At 58.1% G+C, this 19,470-nt stretch carries 22 protein-coding genes and 1 pseudogene; 15 read left to right on the top strand and 8 right to left on the bottom strand.

Annotated elements, in window-relative coordinates; genetic code table 11:
• Window positions 1-13 precede the first annotated feature (13 nt).
• The 7 genes from AC066Y_RS35635 to AC066Y_RS35605 all read left to right on the top strand — a co-directional run bounded on the left by AC066Y_RS35635 (window position 14) and on the right by AC066Y_RS35605 (window position 5,035).
• Window positions 14-334 (top strand): nitrogen fixation protein NifZ, encoded by a 321-nt coding sequence (locus tag AC066Y_RS35635; protein WP_456718473.1) that lies wholly within the window; start codon window positions 14-16, stop codon window positions 332-334.
• The gene (locus tag AC066Y_RS35630) at window positions 331-570 is read left to right on the top strand and encodes a nitrogen fixation protein NifZ (protein ID WP_478277945.1); all 240 of its coding nucleotides are present in this window, start codon (window positions 331-333) and stop codon (window positions 568-570) included. The genes AC066Y_RS35635 and AC066Y_RS35630 overlap by 4 nt, the downstream gene beginning before the upstream one ends.
• A gap of 15 nt (window positions 571-585) precedes the next feature.
• A complete protein-coding gene (locus tag AC066Y_RS35625) occupies window positions 586-945 on the top strand; it encodes a DUF3024 domain-containing protein (protein ID WP_478277944.1) in 360 nt (119 codons plus the stop codon).
• 34 nt (window positions 946-979) lie between these two features.
• Window positions 980-1,252: a hypothetical protein gene (locus AC066Y_RS35620; RefSeq protein WP_478277943.1), complete on the top strand. Its 273-nt coding sequence runs from the start codon at window positions 980-982 to the stop codon at window positions 1,250-1,252.
• A gap of 44 nt (window positions 1,253-1,296) precedes the next feature.
• Complete coding sequence (locus tag AC066Y_RS35615) at window positions 1,297-2,451, top strand: DegT/DnrJ/EryC1/StrS family aminotransferase (RefSeq protein WP_478277978.1); 1,155 nt, start codon at window positions 1,297-1,299, stop codon at window positions 2,449-2,451.
• Window positions 2,452-3,015: 564 nt separating this feature from the next.
• Window positions 3,016-3,489 carry a Rieske (2Fe-2S) protein gene (locus AC066Y_RS35610; protein WP_478277942.1) on the top strand — a complete coding sequence of 158 codons (474 nt, stop codon included), beginning with the start codon at window positions 3,016-3,018 and terminating at the stop codon, window positions 3,487-3,489.
• A 1,198-nt stretch (window positions 3,490-4,687) separates the two neighbouring features.
• Window positions 4,688-5,035, top strand: a complete 348-nt coding sequence (locus AC066Y_RS35605; RefSeq protein ID WP_478277941.1) for a (2Fe-2S) ferredoxin domain-containing protein — start codon at window positions 4,688-4,690, stop codon at window positions 5,033-5,035.
• A gap of 566 nt (window positions 5,036-5,601) precedes the next feature.
• Here the strand turns inward: AC066Y_RS35605 and AC066Y_RS35600 are convergent.
• On the bottom strand, window positions 5,602-6,345 hold the full coding sequence (locus tag AC066Y_RS35600) for an OmpW/AlkL family protein (protein WP_478277940.1): 744 nt from the start codon (window positions 6,343-6,345) through the stop codon (window positions 5,602-5,604).
• A 448-nt stretch (window positions 6,346-6,793) separates the two neighbouring features.
• Window positions 6,794-7,207, bottom strand: coding sequence for an ArsC/Spx/MgsR family protein (locus AC066Y_RS35595; protein WP_478277939.1), 414 nt, complete (start codon window positions 7,205-7,207; stop codon window positions 6,794-6,796).
• 561 nt (window positions 7,208-7,768) lie between these two features.
• Between AC066Y_RS35595 and nifH the strand changes: the two genes are divergently transcribed.
• The 8 genes from nifH (at window position 7,769) to AC066Y_RS35555 (ending at window position 15,625) form a co-directional block, all read left to right on the top strand.
• A complete protein-coding gene (nifH, locus tag AC066Y_RS35590; RefSeq protein ID WP_050403050.1) occupies window positions 7,769-8,653 on the top strand; it encodes a nitrogenase iron protein in 885 nt (294 codons plus the stop codon).
• A gap of 149 nt (window positions 8,654-8,802) precedes the next feature.
• Complete coding sequence (locus tag AC066Y_RS35585; protein WP_478277938.1) at window positions 8,803-9,513, top strand: nitrogen fixation protein NifQ; 711 nt, start codon at window positions 8,803-8,805, stop codon at window positions 9,511-9,513.
• 320 nt (window positions 9,514-9,833) lie between these two features.
• Window positions 9,834-11,066 carry a homocitrate synthase gene (gene nifV, locus AC066Y_RS35580; RefSeq protein WP_478277937.1) on the top strand — a complete coding sequence of 411 codons (1,233 nt, stop codon included), beginning with the start codon at window positions 9,834-9,836 and terminating at the stop codon, window positions 11,064-11,066.
• A 485-nt stretch (window positions 11,067-11,551) separates the two neighbouring features.
• A complete protein-coding gene (nifW, locus tag AC066Y_RS35575; protein WP_456718463.1) occupies window positions 11,552-11,893 on the top strand; it encodes a nitrogenase stabilizing/protective protein NifW in 342 nt (113 codons plus the stop codon).
• 261 nt (window positions 11,894-12,154) lie between these two features.
• Window positions 12,155-12,319: a hypothetical protein gene (locus AC066Y_RS35570; RefSeq protein WP_478277936.1), complete on the top strand. Its 165-nt coding sequence runs from the start codon at window positions 12,155-12,157 to the stop codon at window positions 12,317-12,319.
• Window positions 12,320-12,860: 541 nt separating this feature from the next.
• The gene (locus AC066Y_RS35565; protein ID WP_050420689.1) at window positions 12,861-13,970 is read left to right on the top strand and encodes an electron transfer flavoprotein subunit alpha/FixB family protein; all 1,110 of its coding nucleotides are present in this window, start codon (window positions 12,861-12,863) and stop codon (window positions 13,968-13,970) included.
• Between the two features lie 11 nt (window positions 13,971-13,981).
• Window positions 13,982-15,289, top strand: a complete 1,308-nt coding sequence (locus tag AC066Y_RS35560; RefSeq protein WP_253626050.1) for an FAD-dependent oxidoreductase — start codon at window positions 13,982-13,984, stop codon at window positions 15,287-15,289.
• Window positions 15,290-15,328: 39 nt separating this feature from the next.
• Window positions 15,329-15,625 (top strand): ferredoxin family protein, encoded by a 297-nt coding sequence (locus AC066Y_RS35555; RefSeq protein WP_157348532.1) that lies wholly within the window; start codon window positions 15,329-15,331, stop codon window positions 15,623-15,625.
• Window positions 15,626-15,807: 182 nt separating this feature from the next.
• On the opposite strand, the pseudogene ahpD reads toward AC066Y_RS35555, so the two are convergent.
• The 6 genes and pseudogenes from ahpD to AC066Y_RS35525 all read right to left on the bottom strand — a co-directional run.
• Window positions 15,808-16,355, bottom strand: a pseudogene (ahpD, locus tag AC066Y_RS35550) (alkylhydroperoxidase, AhpD family).
• 6 nt (window positions 16,356-16,361) lie between these two features.
• Window positions 16,362-16,916: a peroxiredoxin gene (locus tag AC066Y_RS35545; RefSeq protein WP_478277935.1), complete on the bottom strand. Its 555-nt coding sequence runs from the start codon at window positions 16,914-16,916 to the stop codon at window positions 16,362-16,364.
• 277 nt (window positions 16,917-17,193) lie between these two features.
• Window positions 17,194-17,373, bottom strand: a complete 180-nt coding sequence (locus AC066Y_RS35540; RefSeq protein ID WP_478277934.1) for a hypothetical protein — start codon at window positions 17,371-17,373, stop codon at window positions 17,194-17,196.
• Complete coding sequence (modC, locus tag AC066Y_RS35535; RefSeq protein WP_478277933.1) at window positions 17,357-18,553, bottom strand: molybdenum ABC transporter ATP-binding protein; 1,197 nt, start codon at window positions 18,551-18,553, stop codon at window positions 17,357-17,359. Before modC ends, AC066Y_RS35540 begins: the two co-directional genes overlap by 17 nt.
• Window positions 18,550-19,182 (bottom strand): hypothetical protein, encoded by a 633-nt coding sequence (locus tag AC066Y_RS35530; RefSeq protein ID WP_478277932.1) that lies wholly within the window; start codon window positions 19,180-19,182, stop codon window positions 18,550-18,552. Before AC066Y_RS35530 ends, modC begins: the two co-directional genes overlap by 4 nt.
• A gap of 182 nt (window positions 19,183-19,364) precedes the next feature.
• A partial coding sequence (locus AC066Y_RS35525; RefSeq protein ID WP_478277977.1) for a transposase domain-containing protein occupies window positions 19,365-19,470 on the bottom strand: 106 nt, incomplete at its 5' end.

The following is a 19,470-nucleotide window of genomic DNA, read 5'->3' as shown; positions in this document are numbered from 1 at the left end:
TGAGGAGCGCTACATGAGCGGTATTGTTCGCGACAGCGACGTCGTCGAGCTCGACGAGCCGCCTGTCTTCAGTTTTAGCCAAAAGGTACGAGCCAATCGCACCATCCGGAATGATGGCACCTTTCGTGGCAGGGAGATCGGCGACATCTTGGTCAAGAAGGGAGAGATCGGTTACGTCATCTCGATCGGCACGTTCCTGCAGCAGTTCTACATCTACGGCGTTGAGTTTCTGGAAAGCGGCTACCGCGTTGGCATGAAACGCAAGGAACTCGAGCCTATGGATGCTAGCGAGGAGATCGATGATCTGCCACTGCCGGAGGAGGCCGTGTCGTGAGTGAACCCGGTTTTCCGAAATATCGGCGGGGCCAGCGGGTTAAAACCGCAGTCGACCTCATCAACGACGGCTCTTTTCCCAATGTGGAGCCTGAGGGCATCTTGCTCGGCGCCGGAGTGGCCGGAGAGATCATCAGAGTTGCCATCCATACCGAAGCGAACGTTCCGATCTATACTGTCGATTTTGGAGAACGGTTGCTCATAGGCTGTCTTGAAGAAGAAATCACAAGTCTTTGAAGGGAGGCTTTCTCGATGAATGCCGGGCTGATGAGGAAGGTCAAGACCGGGCTGGTGGCGCACCCCAACGAGCTTGATAGCAAGCGGATCGAGCGCAGCTTGAGCTCCCGCAAGCGTTATCTCTACGTCTCGCCGAAGGTGACGCCGGTGAAAGGCGGCTACCTCGTCGAGAGCCCCTGTTGCTCGCGCAATATTGACAAGGACGGCGCTCTAATCGACGTCGCGCTGATTCTTTATGATGGGGTGAGCGGAATTTGGAAGGTGTTTTGCAAGAACCACGCCCAAGGAATCTGGGAGTTTTACAGCCTGTATCACCGCCTGACTTCAGCAATCGACGAATTGAACGCGGATCCGGAGCGTCTGTTCTGGCAATGAGGGACGGCTTTTGACGGGTCACAGAGGAGCCACGATGACGCTCACTGCGCAGGAATTGATTGAAATCGAGCAGCTGCTTGCGGCCGACAGGGCCGAGGAGGGGGGGCCGTTTGTCGAGCTGCGGCGCCGCTTTCCGCACCTTGCTTGTGTGCGCTGTGATGCGTCGGATATGCCGGATCAGCCATTCCGGCAGTTTGTGCGTTTCGATCTCCATCTGATCGATGGATCGGATCACTGCGTTCAGATTACGGCCGATCCGGCGCGGGCGACTGGCATCATATTGGCCAAAAGGAGCGCTACGCAGTGAGCGGCACTGAGCTCGCAGAGCATCCGTGCGATGGCGCGCACAATGTGGAGAACAATGCATCCTTCATCCCACTGTCGGATCCGGATATTACCGTCGCTGAGCTCTCTGCAGTTGAAACCCTGTTGTGTTCGTCGCAGATCTCCAGTGGGCGGATCACCGAGGCGTTCGAGCAGGCTTTCGCGGTTTATCTGGGTCGCAAACATGCCGTTGCGGTTTCGAGTGGTACGATTGGGCTCCTGCTTGCACTGAAGGCGCTTGGGATCGGAGCAGGGCACGAGGTCATCGCCTCGCCCTACGGCTTTCGCGAAACAGTGCATGCCATCAGTCTCGCAGGCGCACGTGTGGTATTTGCCGACGTCGACTATTGGTCGGGAACATTGCTTCCAGCGAAGGTCGAAGAGAGCATTACGGCCAGCACGCGGGCGATTGTCGCCGGCAATCCCAACGGTCATCCTGCGCCATGGGCAGAACTGCAGACGGTCGCACAGCGCCACCGGCTGCTGCTCTTGGAGGATTCTACCGAGGCGATCGGGTCGAGCTACAAGGGGGAACTCGTCGGCCGATTTGGCGACCTGGCCGTGTTCGACTTTGCCCAGCCGGTAGCCCTAAGCTGCGGTGAAGGCGCAATGGTGGTGACGGATGACATCGATATTGCGGTTGGGTTGCGCCGCCATCGCGCCCACCGCCTGGACGAGCGATTCTCAATTGTCGTCGCGAGCACAGCGCCGTACCAGGCTGGCATCAGCGATCTCACGGCTGCCTTGGGGCTGGCGCAGCTGAAGCGTCTCGATGAAATCCTGCAGCGGCGTCGGCTCATCGAGCAGCTCTATAACGCGCATATCCAGTCATTTGAAGGCATCAAGCCGCCTTATGTCGGTCCCGATGTGACGGATGTGAACTGGATGCTTTATCTCGTTCAATTGGGGACACGCTTCACGCGATCCGGTCGGGACGCCATTATCGATGATCTGCGCGCCGCCCGGATTCAATCCGCCGCCTACAGCCAACCGTTGCATTTGCAACGCCACTATTTTGACCTCGGCTATCGCCGTGGCGATTTCCTGGTTACCGAAAAGGTCGCCGATCGCGCTTTAGCGCTGCCGTTTCACACCCATCTCACGAACAAGCAGATCGCGTTAATCGTGGAGACCGTGAAAGATGCCTCGATCAACGTGGGCGCAGGTGCGGCGATCTACTGAGATGATCGTTATGCACCACATGAAAGGAGGAGGATTGATTGAGCACAATCGTAGCTCTGGGCGTGCGCGAGATGAGAAATCGACCGAGCGCATGTCATGCGATGCTCCGCGGGTAGATAGCGATCCGCGTAAATGCGGAGCACGCCGCATGCCGCTGCATCATGTATTGTTCGGGATGCCGCGGGAGAAATCCTCTAGCCTCGCGCTTGCAGAAAACCTGCTCGATCGTCGCAAAGTGCCGTGCCAACACCGTGGCTTAAGGCCGACGCGCCAAGATGCTCGAATCTGAGCACGCCATCATCGGTTTTCGGCTGGGCTGTCTCGATTTAGTCAAACAGAGATTACTATGAACGTACAAGAAGTCATCATTCACGTCCGCTTCGCTCCGAACGGAAGAGTGGTCCAGATCAGCGAGCGCCCGGCAAAGCTCACGCCGAACCAATGGTTTGAAGTCCTCAACGCCCGCGCTAGCTCGGCATATCGACCGCTCGCTCGTGGCCGTGGCATTTTTCGACTGAGCCGTACTACGGTCGATGCCTTCAGGCAGGAAACTGCGAGGCCGGGATGAGCCAAGCGATGATCGGGAACCCAATGCGCGATCAGATCGAGGTTTTTGCCGTCTGTCCGGCCGATGCCATCGAGCGGAGTGGCGCCAGGGGCTTTAGCCTGTCGCGTATCGATGATAGCGGCGAGAGCCGGCTGTTTTCCATTATTGTGGTGCGCACCTTCGGCAACGACTATTTTGGCTATGTCAACCGTTGTCCGCATGACGACGTCTGGCTCAACATCGGCTCCGGCGAGTTTTTCTCGGCGGACCGCTCCTATCTCAGATGCGGCCGGCACGGTGCAAGATTCGAGATCGAGACCGGAGTGTGCATCGATGGTCCCTGCAATGGACAAGCGCTTGAGCCGGTAGCGCTCGCCGTGATCGAAGGTGACGTTTGCCTATGCGGCGTCAAGCTGCTGGAGGAGGATCGGGCTTCCGAGCGCTTCGAGGACAGCGAAGAAACAATGGATATCACGATCCATCCGGATTAACGGCCTATCATTTGGCTGTTGTTCAAGTTGCTGAGGGATTTTATCGGAGGACGAAATCGTCGCTCCTGAGCGTTGGTCTAGATGGGTATTGTGCCTTCTTAGCTTGTCAGAGCAAACGGCAGTCCAACGCCTTGCTGCCGGGCGCCAGCGAGCTCTGCCACACCAACAAAAGGTTGCTCTTACGTCAACTCGCCAAATGGATCTCGCAGGCGGGACGTGCTTCTTGCTGCCGGCCGATAGAACATGTTCAAGAAATGTCCTCGGCGGCTGGAAGTCCGCCGAGGACACCGTCTGGGCTGCGAGAATGGGGAGACCCAGACTGACAGGATCGTTTGGGAGGAAGAATGACGATCCCGTGTCAGAAGCTTTTGGCCGTCAGCGACGGCTGGCTTATTTTCTGCGCTGCAATTGCGATGCCAAACGCCTCAATGTGACCTCTCAGCGAGTGGCGCCGCGATCTTCGGGGGCCGCCGGTTTACGGACGCATGCATGTATGAACACGCGTTCGCTGTTTGGCATTGAGGCGGCAAGTGCGCCTTGACGGTATCGTGGAGGGCTGTGGGCGCGATCCAGGACCGCTGTGTTGCCGGTTTCGTGACGGCCGATCAAGTCCGGGCAGCTTAACTTATAGCCTTGAACGCGGGTCTGCGTTCACTCTGACTGTCGGGGCGTTTGCGCCAGGCGCTATCCTGTTGAGGTAAACAATAGATCGGAAACAGCGGAGCGCACATCATGCGTGCGAACGGCTGAAGCAGAATGGGGGGCGTCAAACGCGAAGCCAACGATTGTCCTGTCCAAAACAGAAGAGAAACGACATTGTCGGAACTCCAGCATCAACGATGAGGAGCGCTTCGGCAGAACAAGAGATAGTCGTAAAAACACGAGGATTCTGCATTTGGTGTGGAACTTGCTTTGCAGCAATCGGATGGTTGAGCAATGTATGACGAGATTGCGATGGTAGGAGAAGACGTTGAAACGAATCAGGAAGCTTGTGCCAGACGTGAGTCATCTGTGGCTGATCTTCGGCGTTCACAATTAGTGTTGCGTTCGCTCATTTCGCCTGCGTTCGCAGGCGCACATCGAAATCAGTAGCATCAATCTATCGATGCGGCGTTCGACAGCAAGAGACCCTGTGAGGGCGATGCGAGCCCGGGCCATGTCTCTTTCGGATCGCTCGCATTGATCACAGGATAAGCGCATGGACTCAGAAACCGAATTCGAGCTTCCCCAAATTTATAGGCATCATGTCTTTGCCTGCAACACGCAGCGTCCGCCCAATCATCCGCACGGCAGTTGCGGCGCCTCTGGCGCGCAAGCATTGTGGGATCGAATGGGCAAGGCGATCGAAGCGCAAGGCCTTAACGATATCGGTTTCACGATGGCTGGCTGCCTCGGCTATTGTAACTCCGGTCCCTTGATGGTCGTCTATCCTGACGGAATCTGGTACCGCGCGACTACGCCAGAAGACGTCGACGAAATCCTGGAATCCCATCTCAAGCAGGGTAAACGTGTCGACCGCCTCGTGATGGTGCTAAAGCGCAGCTAAACGCCTTGCTTCGCGCCGCTTGGCCGGGCAATCAAGCATGGACAGCTTCTCCGTCGATGAGCTGTTCCCTCGGTACGTCGGTCGGCTCAGGATGACCGGGTGGCCCTCAGGCGTCAGGACGTGCGAACAGCGCGTCATGGAGCTTGTCGTTATGGCGCTCTTTGAGATGTTCGGTGAGACGGGCCCAGATTAGAGCGGTGCTCGCGCCCGGGTCTTGAACCTTGAGCGTCAACTCCCTTGTCAGACTATCATTGTCACGGCGCAGCGCGGCGCCTTGAATTTTCAGACCCGATCGGCAACTGGCACGGTCGCAACGCCTGACAAAGCAAGAACGTGTTTCTTTCGATGGCTGTTCGATCAATCTGTTCGCGTCACTTAATACTGTCCCTACGCAGCACGCCGCAAGCGCAAGGTGCGGATGGCGCTCACGTTCTTCGCGAGACGACGCGTCTTTGACGCGCCATCTCGCTCGCGGATGAACTGCGGTGCGGTTGAAGGACGCGCTCGATGGCTCGCCGCGTCCGGATTGATCAACCTTGTCTTCTTCTCTGGATCCTGTTCTGACGTCAGAACTTGTAAGCGATGCCGCCGCTGATGAGCCATGGGTCGATATTGGCGCGCCCGGAGACGGGAATCGCATTGTTTACGGTCGCAGAATAGTCTGGCCGCAGCCACAGCTTCTTCACGTCGAAGTTGAGGCCCCAATGACGGTCAAGCATGTAATCGAAGCCAAATTGGACCGCCGCGCCGAACTGGTTGCTGATGTGCAGATCCGTCACGGTAAGGCCGGCGAGCGACGTATTGGCCGCCGACTGATTGAAGAAAGCGGTGTAGTTGATGCCTGCGCCGATATAAGGCTTCAGTGGGCCGAAATCGTCGAAGTGATATTGCAGGGTCAGCGTCGGCGGCAATAGCCAGGCTTTGCCGATATCGAGTCCATTAAGCGTGCCAGTGCCGCTGATGTGATGGCGGGTCACGCCGAGAATGAGTTCGGCCGCGATGTTCTTCGTAAAGAAATAGGTGATGTCGAGCTCCGGTATGGCTTGATCGCTGATCAACAGACCGGAGTTGGGAGAAGACAGCGAAGGTACCCCGGAGACGTGGACTGAACTGCCTGCAGTATCCGGCAAAACGCCGAGCACTCGCAGGCGGATCATCCATGGATTGAACGGTTCGATCGGGGGGGCTTTGTAATAAACCGGCGCCGGACCGATATCTGCAGCCTGTGCCGAGATGCTGGCCAGCGAGATCGCGAGCGTGAGGAGCGACGTCGTCGTCAGAATTGTTCTTGTTCTCATCGAATTCTCCATTCCAAAAGTCGCGCGATAAGGCGCGCGAGATCTCTGTCACACATGACAAGCGGAGGAGAATTTGATGCGGATCAAAATAGTGGCGGGCTCACCGGAATTATGCGGCTGAGTTGCATAAGAAGCACGGCTAAAAGCGTCGTTGTCTTTGCTTAATAGCTGTTCGATTCATAGTCCGTGCTGAGTCCAATCTCTTCAGGAGATTGTTTGTTGGCTTGATGCCCCGATCCAATCCATGCCCGTTGGGCCATACAAAATCAAATTGGCAATGCAGCAACCCCGCACATTGCAGGGCCGGTAGAGGCAGCATTCACGCGAGGCGCAATATCGGCAGATCCGTGTTGCGGAACAGCCAGCTTGGCCTTCTCAGCGAGGGTCCGAGTCGGCGGTCACGAACCAAGCCGGAAGCAGAAAAATGTGGTTCTTCGCATCAAAGCCTTCTGTCCTAGCCTCACGTTTGCGGACAGCGCGTCTCGTTTGCGTCATGCACACATCCCTCGAGATCATCTGGGATCTTGCGGCCAAGCAGCGACAGCACGAGCTCATGATCGAATCCGGCGCATCGGGATCCATCGACGTCGATCAGAGGTCTGCGTATCAGGAGCGGATCGTCTAACATCAACGCCACTGCGCGCCGGGCGTCAATCATGGCGGGATTGACTTCGCCTGATTTGATACGGGGGGCCGCTTGGTTGAACCAGGAGGCAACCGGGGTATTGCCGAAGAAGCGGCGCAGTTCTTCCGAAGCCCACGGCTCCATCAAAATATCTTTGGCTATGATGTCGTGACCGGCAGCGTTGAACGCTTGAATCTGACGCGCATTGGTCGCGCAGCCGGGCTTTTGATAAAAGGTGATTGTCGCCATGTCATACCTATGTTGGCAGCGCTGAGCTGAACGATGGCCATGTCGCTGCTGCGTTCGACGCCCATTCGATGGTCTTGCCGATTATCTTCAATGTCAGTTGGCTAAGCGCCGCTGGCATCCGCTGTTCGGTCAGTCTGGATCGCAACCGACATTGTCGCACCGCTCAAGTCCCAGAGAGCCGGTTCACGAGTGGAGTAGCAAGTCCCATTCCGTGGCTGAAGATATGGGACAGCCGATGCAAATGGGCTTCGCGTCAGCGGTTGCCGCTCTTGTTCGTTTTCTGACAGCCGCGCTGACCGATAGGTTCCAAAACAGCCAGGCGCACTCGCGGGCACGTGGCTTTTTAAATGTAATCAAAGACTTGGGCAGCGCTTACGAGCGTTGGCACGGCGGTTGCTAATATCGGGCAGCAACACTGAGTGAGGGCTGAGTGCACGCCGACGCGTAAGACGAGCGATGTGCTCCTTCCCTTGAACCCGTGTGCCCCGTTTCTGAGAAAGAGAAACAAGCTCGCGCGTCAGAAGCGCGCAACTTTTGGCAAATCGGTTGATGGAGAGCAACATGTCTTCACTAAGGCAAATCGCGTTCTACGGAAAAGGTGGCATCGGCAAGTCGACGACTTCCCAGAACACGTTGGCGGCGCTGGCCGAGATGGGTCAGAAAATCCTGATTGTCGGGTGCGATCCTAAAGCGGACTCGACCCGCTTGATCTTGCACGCCAAGGCGCAGGACACGATTCTGAGCTTGGCGGCGAGCGCCGGCAGCGTGGAGGATCTTGAACTCGAGGACGTGATGAAGGTCGGCTACAAGGACATCCGTTGTGTGGAGTCCGGTGGTCCTGAGCCGGGCGTCGGCTGCGCCGGTCGTGGCGTCATCACTTCGATCAACTTCCTCGAGGAGAACGGCGCCTATGAGAACATTGATTACGTATCCTATGACGTGCTCGGCGACGTCGTTTGCGGAGGCTTTGCGATGCCAATCCGTGAAAACAAGGCGCAGGAGATCTACATCGTGATGTCCGGTGAAATGATGGCCATGTATGCCGCCAACAACATTTCGAAGGGTATCCTGAAATACGCCAACTCGGGCGGTGTGCGGCTGGGCGGCCTGGTCTGTAATGAACGACAGACGGACAAGGAGTTGGAACTGGCGGAGGCGCTGGCCAAGAAGCTAGGCACTCAGCTGATCTACTTCGTGCCGCGCGACAACGTGGTGCAGCATGCCGAACTCCGCCGTATGACGGTGCTCGAGTATGCACCGGATTCGAAGCAGGCCGATCACTATCGCAATCTCGCTACCAAGGTTCACAACAATGGCGGCAAGGGTATCATTCCGACACCGATCTCCATGGACGAGCTCGAGGACATGCTGATGGAGCATGGCATTATGAAGCCGGTCGACGAATCCATCATCGGCAAAACTGCCGCCGAACTCGCGGCCTCGTAAAGGTCGTGAGTCGCGGCCTTGTGAAGGCGCGCGACGGATGCCGGCCTCCCTCACCCCCCATCCGGGGAGGCCGGCATTCTGATCAGCGCTCCCGGCCGAGACCAGGACGCGGCGAGGCAAACCTGGCCGCTATAGAGACCCACAAAATCATGTCCGAAGTGCACTTCCTTCCGCTTATGGCTGCTTGTGAGCCTGATGCGAGCAGTTCCAACGGAATTGTAGCCTACCGCCTCCTCACCGGCGTACTTCCTGCGGATGCCGACATTGCCAGTGACAGTCATTTCGACCGCCACGCTTTGGCATCTATTCTGGCGGCTGCCAGGATGGATGGTGGCGCTCTTCCGGAGAAGACTGGCCTATCGGACGATGAACTCGCGGCTTTGCTCGCGCAGTACTTTCCCTCACTTGAGGTCGAACTTCCCGATGAGCTCCTGAGGTACAAATGCAACGAGAACGACGAAATCGCAATGGTGCGCGATCTTCTCCTGAAGCACCGCTCGACGGAAGGAGATCTCGGCCGCTGGCTGGCTGCCATGATCGCCCGACGAGCCATCGAACCAGACCATCTATGGGAAGATCTCGGATTGCGCAATCGTGGCGAGCTCTCTCGGCTGCTCAGCCGTCACTACGCACCGCTCGCCGCGCGCAATGTCAACAACATGCGTTGGAAGCGTTTCTTCTATCGCATGCTTTGCGAGGATGAAGGCCTCGCGATGTGCACAACACCAGTGTGCACGCAATGTAACGACTTCAACCTTTGTTTTGGCGAAGAAAGCGGTGAGAGCCGGATGGCCGAGCGCCGGCGCGACCAGTTGCTGGAGGCGGCTCGCCAGCAGGTCACCGCTGATTGGCCCATCTGACTTGCCACAAATGTTCTCGTGCGTTGGAGCGCCACAACGCTTCCAGGATCTGGCGATCCGCGCGGCTTGTCATCATGCGGATAAACGCCGCTTTAATGCGAGCAAGTGACCATGAATCCAAGACATGCCGGCCTGAATTGCTCCGGGATCAATCGCCAACATCGCGGCGCGCTGCAACCGCCTTGGCTTTCGAACTCGACTTGGGAATGGCAAAAGCGCCCGTTTCATGAGCCAGTCGCGTTCGCGGCAATCCATTGGCGGGAGGAGGTTAAGGAAGGAAGCGTAGATTTTCAATCCTTTGGCAGGGATAGCGCAGTGGCATGCGGGTTGCTGAAGGGGATGTGGTCAAAGATAAGGAGCCAGCCTGCGTGATCGCCTCTAGCGAAGAACCCTCATGGTTCGATCAAGAACGCGCGAAGCCGACCGTGCTTAACGATACGACGCTAAGGGACGGGGAGCAGGCGCCGGGTGTTGCGTTCACCACGAAGGAAAAGCTGGCGATCGCGCGGGCGCTTGCGCGGGCCGGGGTCACGGAGATCGAGGCGGGAACGCCCGCGATGGGCAATGAGGAAATCACAGCAATCCGCGCCATTGTCGAAGCAGATCTTCCGCTGACGACGATAGGCTGGTGCCGGATGAGGAAAGCGGACGTCGATGCGGCGATTGAAGCCCGGGTGTCCATGATCAACATGTCGATCCCGACTTCCGATGTGCAGATTGCAGCCAAGCTCGGTGGTCATCGCAGCCTGGCACTGGAACAGGTGAGGCAATTGGTCGGCTATGCTCGTCAGAAGGGGCTTCAAGTCTCTGTTGGCGGCGAGGACGCTTCGCGCGCCAACGTCGAGTTTCTGATCCGGCTGATTGCAGTCGCAAAAGCCGCGGGCGCGTGTCGTTTTCGTGTTGCAGATACGCTCAGTGTGCTCGATCCCGACGCAACCTACGCGCTGGTCAGGAAACTGCGTGTGACCACCGATTTGGAACTCGAATTTCACGGCCACGACGATCTCGGACTCGCAACCGCCAATACACTCTCAGCCATCAAAGCTGGCGCGAGCCACGCTTCGGTGACCGTCATCGGGTTAGGCGAGCGGGCCGGAAATGCGCCGCTCGAGGAAGTCGCGGTCGCACTCAAGCAGCTCTACGGGCGCGAGACCGGCATCATACTTCCGGAGCTCGAGAACGTCGCCGCACTGGTGGCTGCGGCGGCCGCGCGTGCCATTCCTCTGAATAAGGCCATCGTTGGAGAGCACGTATTTACGCACGAATCCGGCATTCATGTCGATGGCCTTTTGAAGGATCAGCGCACCTATCAGTCGCTTGATCCGGCTTTGCTTGGCCGCCGCAACCGCTTTGTGATCGGCAAGCATTCCGGACTTGCGGCGATTACGGCGTTGCTCGATGAACTCAAGCTGGCCGCCAGCGCCGATCAAGCCAGACAGATCCTGTCGCAAGTTCGCAAGCATGCGATCGAGCACAAGCTGCCAGTCGAGCGCAAAACGGTGGCGGCGATCTGGCGCGACGTGTGCAGATGCCCAGCCACCCAAAGCGGGTGAAGAGCCGTGCTTAGCAACGTTTGCGCCGACTATTCGAGAGACCAAGTGTGTCGCAAGGAGGCTATCCGATGCCACTGACCGGCGCGAAAATGCCCCTCTTCCTCAGGCCAGTTCGCCGGCCGCAAATCTCCGCTCCAGTTATTGCAGACCATTCCAGCATACATGCTGTGATCTGCAATCCAGCAGCGAGCGGTCCGCGGACTGCCAAGCGACGTCTTCTCTTGAGGCTGCCGTCCCGCCCGACCACCGGTCGGACGAGCATCAGCACCGATTGCGGTTTGGCCGTTCATGCCCCTTCCTCATCCGGGCTGACGTCGGCGCCCGCCGAACCCGCAGATCTGGAGAGCGAAGTTGAGCGCCTCGGCGTTCCAGGGGCGGGCGTTGGCGATGCGCACCCGCTGTGCGAGGTAGAACCGCGGCAATATCATCAGGCGCTAAGAGTATCTTATTTGGCGTCCGAGAGCTGATCCAAAGGAGACCTTTCGATGATCAACTCATCCCCGGCAGCCCCTATCCTGGACCGGCTTAGCAACGCCTCGTCGGCAGAGGAGTTCTTTTCGCTGCTTGGCGTCGATTATGATCCGAAGATTGTAAATGTCGCGCGCCTTCACATCCTAAAGCGCATGGGACAATATTTCGCCAAAGAGCAATTTTCTGGCGCCACAGAGCCGGAAATCAGAGCTCGGTGCAAAGCGATGCTGGAGCAGGCTTATGCTGATTTCGTGGCATCGCCGCCGATTGATCAGCGAGTATTCAAGGTTTTGAAGGATGCGGTTGCTGGCCCAGGCAAATCGACAGCTTTTGTTCCGTTGAGCGAGCTGAAGTGACTTCGCGCTCCGCCGTAATGAGGTGTTCTCTAACGATTGCCGTGCGGTCTGAAAGCTCCTTCATCCCGATCATCTCTCCGCCAGCCATGACCCGAGCGACGCTGTCGCATTCCCGACCCATGTCCGGACTGATCGTGTCCAATGCCCTGAGCGAGCATTTAAGTTTCTGTCAAATGATTGCTTGCCCCTGACTTTCGATGGTTCTTGCAAGTGGTACGACACTTGCTGTTGTCGTGCCTATCCCGTCATCGATGCTGACAGATGGCGATCGTCCGAGATGAAAAAGGAACGCCTATGACGCTGCTTCTACCGCCTACCGAGCGATGCGGCATGATCGCGCGGCTCACGCTCGCGCCCGGTCCGTTCGATATGGCCTTTGATGCGAACGAAGCCGACACCGACCGTGAGATGGTGGTCAGTGGCTAAGTCGTCCGTTGCGCAACATCTGGAGAGGGCATGTACATAGTCGTCAGCGTCGAGCGAGTCCGCGGATGCGCGCAAAGTGGCATTCGTCGCAACGCGGATAGCAACATGCGTCCGGCGGAGGCGCCAAGCTCGGCCGATGCAAGGTGCCGGGGCTGGAGGCTGACCACGCAGTGCATGACAGGGGCGCATCTCCGATCGCTTTGGTGGGCGCACCCGGTGCAGAGCGCTGGGCCGAAAGCGATGCGCCGATACTGCAGAGCAGGCGGACGCAACAACTCTTCCGGGCACAGATGCCGTAGCGGCGTCGCCGGCACCGTGGCGCTTGTCGAACCGAGCGCGCGAGGCACTACCGTCGAGGACATCTCTGGCTCTGGTTCGCCCGGAGCGTCTACGTCGATGACGAGTGTTACTGCCTGGTCGGTTTGCACTAAGCGGGCCGGGCAGCCGAGCAGCCACTTGCTGATCAGAACTGATCCTCAGTCAACTGAATCTAGATAAACCTGTGGCGCGGGCGCGCGTATTCTTGAGGGGACTTTAAAGCATGAGCAATGTCACCAAAACGGCTGTGCCTGCGGCGGCCGGCCGGGCAGCAGCCAAGAAGGAACTGCCGGAACACTTTAAGGCCTACAAGCATGTCTGGGTTTTCGTCGAGCTGGAGCGCGGCCAGGTGCATCCGGTTTCCTGGGAGCTCATGGGAGCGGGGCGCAGGCTTGCCGACAAGCTGAAGGTGAATCTCGCCGCGGTCGTTGTCGGCCCGGAGGGGCAGTCCACCCGTAACGCCGCACTTGAATCCTTTTGCTATGGGGCCGATCTGACCTATCTCGTGAGCGACAACGTTTTGGCGGATTACCGTAATGAATCCTATACCAAGGCGCTCACCGAACTCGTCAATACCTACAAGCCCGAGATCCTGCTGTTGGGCGCGACCACGCTGGGGCGCGATCTCGCGGGTTCCGTGGCGACGACTTTGTCAACGGGACTCACTGCCGACTGCACCGCGCTCGATGTCGACGCCGATGGTTCTCTTGCGGCGACGCGTCCGACCTTTGGCGGCTCGTTACTCTGCACGATCTATACCTTGAATTATCGTCCGCAGATGGCAACAGTGCGCCCGCGGGTCATGCCGATGCCTGAGCGCGTCGAACGTGATGCTGCCCGTATCATCGTCCATCCGCTCGGCCTTGTCGAAGACGATATTGTGACGAAAGTTCTGTCGTTCCTCCCAGATCGTGATTCCGAGACGTCAAATCTGGCCTATGCCGACGTCGTGGTTGCGGGTGGCTTGGGACTGGGATCGCCTGAGAACTTCCGGCTGGTGCGCGAGCTCGCAACTCTTCTTGGCGCTGAATATGGCTGCTCGCGTCCTCTGGTGCAGAAGGGGTGGGTTACGTCTGATCGGCAGATTGGTCAGACCGGCAAGACGATCCGGCCAAAGCTCTATATTGCGGCCGGTATTTCCGGCGCGATCCAGCACCGGGTGGGTGTCGAGGGGGCGGATCTGATCGTCGCCATCAATACTGACAAACGTGCTCCGATCTTCGACTTCGCCCATGTTGCGATCGTCAGTGATGCCATGCAATTGCTGCCGGCGCTGACGGCGGCATTTCGCGCTCGGCTCTTGCCGAATTCGCGCGCCCGGATCGCGGTCTAGAGGAGATGATGATGATTGAAGAGAGGTTCGATGCCATCGTGGTAGGTGCCGGTATGGCTGGTAACGCGGCGGCGCTCTCCATGGCCAGGCAAGGCATGAAGGTGCTGCAGCTCGAGCGCGGCGAATATCCTGGATCGAAAAATGTGCAGGGCGCAATCCTCTACGCGGACATGATGGAAAAGCTGATTCCCGAGTTTCGCGAAGAGGCGCCGCTCGAACGTCATCTGGTTGAACAACGGTTCTGGATGATGGACGACCGCTCGCATGTCGGGATGCATTACCGCTCGGACGACTTCAACGAGGAGCGGCCGAACCGTTACACGATCATACGTGCGCAGTTTGACAAATGGTTCTCGTCAAAGGTGCGCGAAGCCGGCGCGACCGTGCTCTGCGAGACGACCGTGACGGAGCTCGTACGGGACGAGCGTGAAAGGATTGTCGGCGTTCGTACAGATCGCCGCGACGGCGAAATACATGCCGATGTCGTCGTGCTCGCTGAAGGGGTCAATGGTCTGCTTGGGACGCGCGCGGGCCTGCGCGCGCGGCCGACACCCGATAACGTTGCGCTCGCCGTCAAGGAAATGCACTTCTTGCCTCGCGAGACTATCGAAGCGCGTTTTAATCTTAAGGGCGAAGAAGGCGTCGTGATCGAGGCGGCGGGCACCATTTCCCGCGGTATGACCGGAATGGGTTTCATCTATGCCAACAAAGAGTGTATTTCGCTGGGCATCGGTTGTCTCGTCGCCGATTTCCAGCGCACCGGCCAGACGCCCTACGGCTTGCTCGATCAATTTAAAAGGCATCCCTCTGTGTTGCCTCTGCTAGCAGGTTCCGAAGTCAAGGAATATTCGGCGCATCTCATCCCTGAAGGAGGCTACAAATCGATCCCGCAGCTCTACGGGGAAGGCTGGGTGGTCGTTGGCGATGCGGCGCAACTCAACAATGCCGTTCATCGCGAGGGGTCCAATCTCGCGATGACCTCAGGTCGCATAGCGGCCGAAGCGATCGGCCTGGTGAAATCGCGCGGCGAGCCGATGACAGCGACAAATCTGTCGCTCTACAAGAAGATGTTGGATGAGTCCTTCGTCATCAAGGACCTCAAGAAGTACAAGGATTTGCCGCCCCTGATGCATACTCACTCACAAAACTTCTTTCTCACCTATCCGCAGCTCATCTCTAAGGCAATGCAAAACTTTGTGCGGGTCGATGGTACGCCCAAGGTTGAGAAGGAGAAGGCGACCTTGAAATCCTTTGTCAAGGCGCGCTCATGGATGGGGCTGTTCGGCGATGCATGTCGTTTTGCGCGAGCCTGGCGCTAATTATCAACAGTGTGAGTTCCAAGTATGGAAGGACAAAGCATGGATGCCGAACCCTCGGTGCGCGTGGAAGACAAGCTGTATTACAACCGCTATCTTGTCGACATTGGTCGTCCGCACGTCAAGGTTCGCGCACACACGTCCCCATCGCCGCAGCTAGTCGCGCTTTTGAAAGCGTGCCCCGCGCGATGCTATGAGCTGAACGATGAGGGGCGGGTCGAGGTGACTGTTGACGGCTGTATCGAGTGCGGTACCTGCCGGGTGATCGCCGAGCCCACCGGCGATATCCAGTGGAGTTACCCGCGCGGCGGATATGGGGTGCTGTTCAAGTTTGGCTGAGGGTAAGGTGAGGATGGAACGAAGCCGTGGTACGAACTGCCCCTAAGCGTCGGAATATTAGCATATTCGCGCGTTCCGCCTCTGGCACGGTGCGAGCAATTTGAGCTAGACACGTATCAAGGTAACAGGTGTGGCGATACGGAACGGCGCCACACCCTGTCGATCGGATGGCAGAGGAGGAATCAGCCCGTTGCCGGGGATGGGCTCGGCCAAACGGCTTCGATAGCAATCGCCCCTGACTGGACGATAGCAGCAGAGCGCACGGCAGTGAGGATCACCTCGGAGCTGACGCCCGCAGCTCTTAGTGTCTTCTCGTGGGCATCCATACAAGCACCGCATCCGTTCATGGCGGAGACAGCAAGTGACCATAGCTCGAAATCAGACTTGTCAACACCCGGACTGCCAATCACGTTCATGCGCAGCCGTGGCGGCATTGTCTTGTATTCCGGATTAGAGGCGAGGTGAACAAAGCGGTATTAGACATTGTTCATCGCCATCACAGCGGCCGCAGATTTCGCTGCCGCGATCGCCACATGTGTCATCACGGCGACCGCCGCGGATTCCATCGCGGCAATGACGTCTGCATTGCGGGTCGCAATCGTGCTCGCCAGCAACAGCCCGTATTGCCGCTGCGGCGAGAGTGTCTCATCGGCCATCAAGGACGTCAGATTGAGCCTGACATCCTTGGCGAAATCGGGGATCTTTCGTTCAACTGTTCGATCGGCAACATGCTGCCTCAAGCGACCTTCAGGACTTCGCCGCCGATTTCGCGGTTGCAGGGACAGAGCTCTTCGGTTTGGAGGGCGTCCAGCACGCGCAGTGTGTCCTTGGGGCTGCGCCCGACGTTGAGATTGGTCGCATAGACGTGCTGGATCGTGTTGGCGGGGTCAACAATATAGGTGTAGCGATACGCGACCCCTTCGGGGGAACGCACGCCAAGGCCATCGACCAGGGTCCCCTTTGTGTCGGCAAACTGCCAGATTGGTAAATTTTGCAAGTCGACATGTGAGCGTCGCCACGCAAGCTTGCAGAACTCGTTGTCAGTCGAGCCCCCCAGTACCACTGCATCGCGGTCGACGAATTCCTTGGAAAGCCGGGCAAACTCGGCGATTTCGGTCGGGCAGACGAAGGTAAAGTCCTTGGGATAGAAGAAGATGATCTTCCATTTTTCTGGGAAGCTGGCTTCGGTCAACGTCTCGAATGCACTCTGCCCATCTTCTTCCTGCGCCTGAAAGCCAGGCTTCACGCCTATGATCTCGAACGGCGGCAATTGACTTCCAATTCCAAGCATACGGTCCTCACACGTTTGTTTTCCGGACATGGTGACCACGCTGGTGAAGCAAACGACATGCCATCAGTTCCCAAGAGCCGATTGCCCTGGTTGCGCCGCGCAGTGACTTGGCTGCAGAGTTCGCCTCGCGCGAGGCCGCTCGAAACGGTAGGTGATCACCAAGCTGCGAGGTCTGCCGCATCTGAAACAGGAATGAACCCACCCAGGCTCGCTACGGTGGCAATGAAGGCTTGAAATCTACGTAGCGTCAGGTTGTAGAGTGTCAACGCACATGCGGCTATCGTTCTGAGGCGTCATGACCACGAGGAAAGGCTTGGGTATGGATGATGCCGCCGACGCGTACGGCTCGCCACGCGAGATCCTGGGCTGAATCGCCCTGTAGCATATCTACATCGTCTGGTCGGTCGAAGGCAGCCGCAATATGCTTCGGATCTATCTCATCAAGATTGTCGCTCACTGTCGTACTCCGATTGCTGTTCGTTTCTCGTATCGGCGCTTATCCGTCGAACTCCTCCTGCTGATGTGGAAGGTCCTGCGAGCAACCGCTCGGGGACTGCGACCGGCACGGCGCGCGCGACCTGGGCGAATACGTCAATGCCATTGCTGAGCCGTAGCGCATCAAAGGAACGACGCGGGATGCGGGCTAGAAGCGGTACGCCCGAACGGCCAGTTTCGAGAGCCAGGACCAAGGTGACCTCAGCATCGTCGAACGGCAGAGAGGCTTTGATGCGTGCCGGAAAGACATTGAGGATGGAACTGGCGCGCGGCGGCTCGCACGCGATGCTGACATCGCCGGCTGCGACGCGCAGCCGCAGCTGCGCCCCCGGCCTAAGCGGCGATCCAGGGATCAACAGGCGCGCCCCTTTGAGGCGGAGGATGATCAGCCCATAGCGCCCGTCATAGCCGCCGACCACGGTATCAAGGCAGACTACCGCATCGCCGTGCGCAGCAAGAGCCGGGGCAATCTGAACGACATTGAGTGGCCCGGCCGCAGTCACAACGCCATCTTTCATCATGACGAGATGATCGGCAAAGCGCTCGATGTCAGCCATGTCATGGCTGACATAGATCATGGGTAATGGGAGCTCTTCCCGCATGCGCTCGAGAAACGGCAAGATCTCGCATTTAGCGGAGCGGTCGAGCAAAATGAGTGGGTCGTCAAGCAAAAGTAGCCGAGGTTGTGCCAGCAGCGCACTGCCCAGGGCAAGGCGCTGTCGATCGGCGTCAGAAAGATGCGATGGCGAACGCTCGAGCAGTGGGGTAAGGGCGAGCAATTCGACCACGCCATCAAAATCGATCAGTGTCGGTTTCGATTTCGACGCGTTGAACAGAAGGGTGCGCTTGACGGACAAATGCGAAAAAAGAATTGGTCGTTGGAATACATAAGCGACGGGACGCAGATGAGGCGGCCGAAACGTCGTCTGATCTTGCCAAATCTCACCATCGACTGCGCAAAATCCACCCGGTAGACGCTGCACGCCGGCGATGCAGCGTGCGAGCGCGGTCTTGCCGCAGCCAGGCGGCCCAAAAATAGCCGTGACGCCTTTGGCTGGTGCGCTGAATTGGGCCACTAGCGGGATGTTTGCGAGAGAGCCGTTGAAGGCGAATTCGATATATCCAGGTTTTGCTTCTCTCACGTGCCCGCGCCTGTGATGTATCGTTCTACCAAGATCACGAGCAGAATCGCTGCGATCACCATGCCTCCGAGAATCCAGTCTGTTCCGCTCCAACGCGGTGTCTCCGCCCCCAAGAGGCCATAACGCATGGCTGCGGCGTTACAGATCGATGGTGTTAGGACAAGCGGCTTGTTGAGCATCTCCGAGCCATCGATGATCATGGCAATCAGACGCTGCCGTGCGCGCTTTCCGATCACACAGGGAGAGCCCAATTCCGGCATCGTGGAATGCTCAGCCGGCTTGGCCGGACCGAGGGTGTTCGTTGCAAGCTGAAATGGCGCCGCTTGTGTCGTTGGGCGGGAAGGCTGTCGGCTCGCGCCAGAGCTCCAGATTGGCTCTGGGGCCGAAATCCGCTCCGATGACGCCACAGTTTTGGTAGCAGATGTGAAGGCTGCGCCGGTGGCCCTAATCGTAGCTTCAGCGTTCCCGGGTGCAAGCAGCATCAAAGTCAGATCGATCAAGATCAATCGGATAAGTCTCACTTTAGACTCCGGGTCCGCTGCGACCGCTTTCTTCGCGGCAGCTCGTTGATCCTTGCCGAGCAATCCGCGTGCCGTTCCAAGGAATATGGTGCGCGGCTGGCGTGACAAAGGGGCTTCGCATCGCTCTCCGCCCGGCGTCTTAGATGGTCGTATCTTATGGTAGGGTTTTGGACGCTCGCGTCATCAACCGCACATGCAGGGCGATGAGATGGAAGCTGGGCGGGGCCCCATCGTCACTTGCGCTGGAGATGGTGCGTTGGCGAACATGCGTAAGCGGCAAGCTGAGGCCGTCAGGCGGCGTGGTTCCATGGCATAAGTACGTCGATTTGGCTGCTCGGCCAGCCATTGGCGATACGCTGAAGCGTGAGGGTGAGCCAGGCGAACGGATCGACGTTG

Source organism: Bradyrhizobium sp. USDA3010, assembly GCF_056429065.1.
Note: the sequence above shows the minus strand (reverse complement) of the source record. Positions and strands in the feature narration are given on the sequence as shown.

Coding starts and splice junctions, on each gene's coding strand:
- AC066Y_RS35635 (WP_456718473.1), top strand. CDS start 14: ATGAGCGGTATTGTTCGCGACAGCGACGTCGTCGAGCTCGACGAGCCG.
- AC066Y_RS35625 (WP_478277944.1), top strand. CDS start 586: ATGAATGCCGGGCTGATGAGGAAGGTCAAGACCGGGCTGGTGGCGCAC.
- AC066Y_RS35620 (WP_478277943.1), top strand. CDS start 980: ATGACGCTCACTGCGCAGGAATTGATTGAAATCGAGCAGCTGCTTGCG.
- AC066Y_RS35610 (WP_478277942.1), top strand. CDS start 3,016: ATGAGCCAAGCGATGATCGGGAACCCAATGCGCGATCAGATCGAGGTT.
- AC066Y_RS35605 (WP_478277941.1), top strand. CDS start 4,688: ATGGACTCAGAAACCGAATTCGAGCTTCCCCAAATTTATAGGCATCAT.
- AC066Y_RS35600 (WP_478277940.1), bottom strand. CDS start 6,345: ATGGAGAATTCGATGAGAACAAGAACAATTCTGACGACGACGTCGCTC.
- AC066Y_RS35595 (WP_478277939.1), bottom strand. CDS start 7,207: ATGGCGACAATCACCTTTTATCAAAAGCCCGGCTGCGCGACCAATGCG.
- nifH (WP_050403050.1), top strand. CDS start 7,769: ATGTCTTCACTAAGGCAAATCGCGTTCTACGGAAAAGGTGGCATCGGC.
- AC066Y_RS35585 (WP_478277938.1), top strand. CDS start 8,803: ATGTCCGAAGTGCACTTCCTTCCGCTTATGGCTGCTTGTGAGCCTGAT.
- nifV (WP_478277937.1), top strand. CDS start 9,834: ATGCGGGTTGCTGAAGGGGATGTGGTCAAAGATAAGGAGCCAGCCTGC.
- nifW (WP_456718463.1), top strand. CDS start 11,552: ATGATCAACTCATCCCCGGCAGCCCCTATCCTGGACCGGCTTAGCAAC.
- AC066Y_RS35570 (WP_478277936.1), top strand. CDS start 12,155: ATGGCGATCGTCCGAGATGAAAAAGGAACGCCTATGACGCTGCTTCTA.
- AC066Y_RS35565 (WP_050420689.1), top strand. CDS start 12,861: ATGAGCAATGTCACCAAAACGGCTGTGCCTGCGGCGGCCGGCCGGGCA.
- AC066Y_RS35560 (WP_253626050.1), top strand. CDS start 13,982: ATGATTGAAGAGAGGTTCGATGCCATCGTGGTAGGTGCCGGTATGGCT.
- AC066Y_RS35555 (WP_157348532.1), top strand. CDS start 15,329: ATGGATGCCGAACCCTCGGTGCGCGTGGAAGACAAGCTGTATTACAAC.
- AC066Y_RS35545 (WP_478277935.1), bottom strand. CDS start 16,916: ATGCTTGGAATTGGAAGTCAATTGCCGCCGTTCGAGATCATAGGCGTG.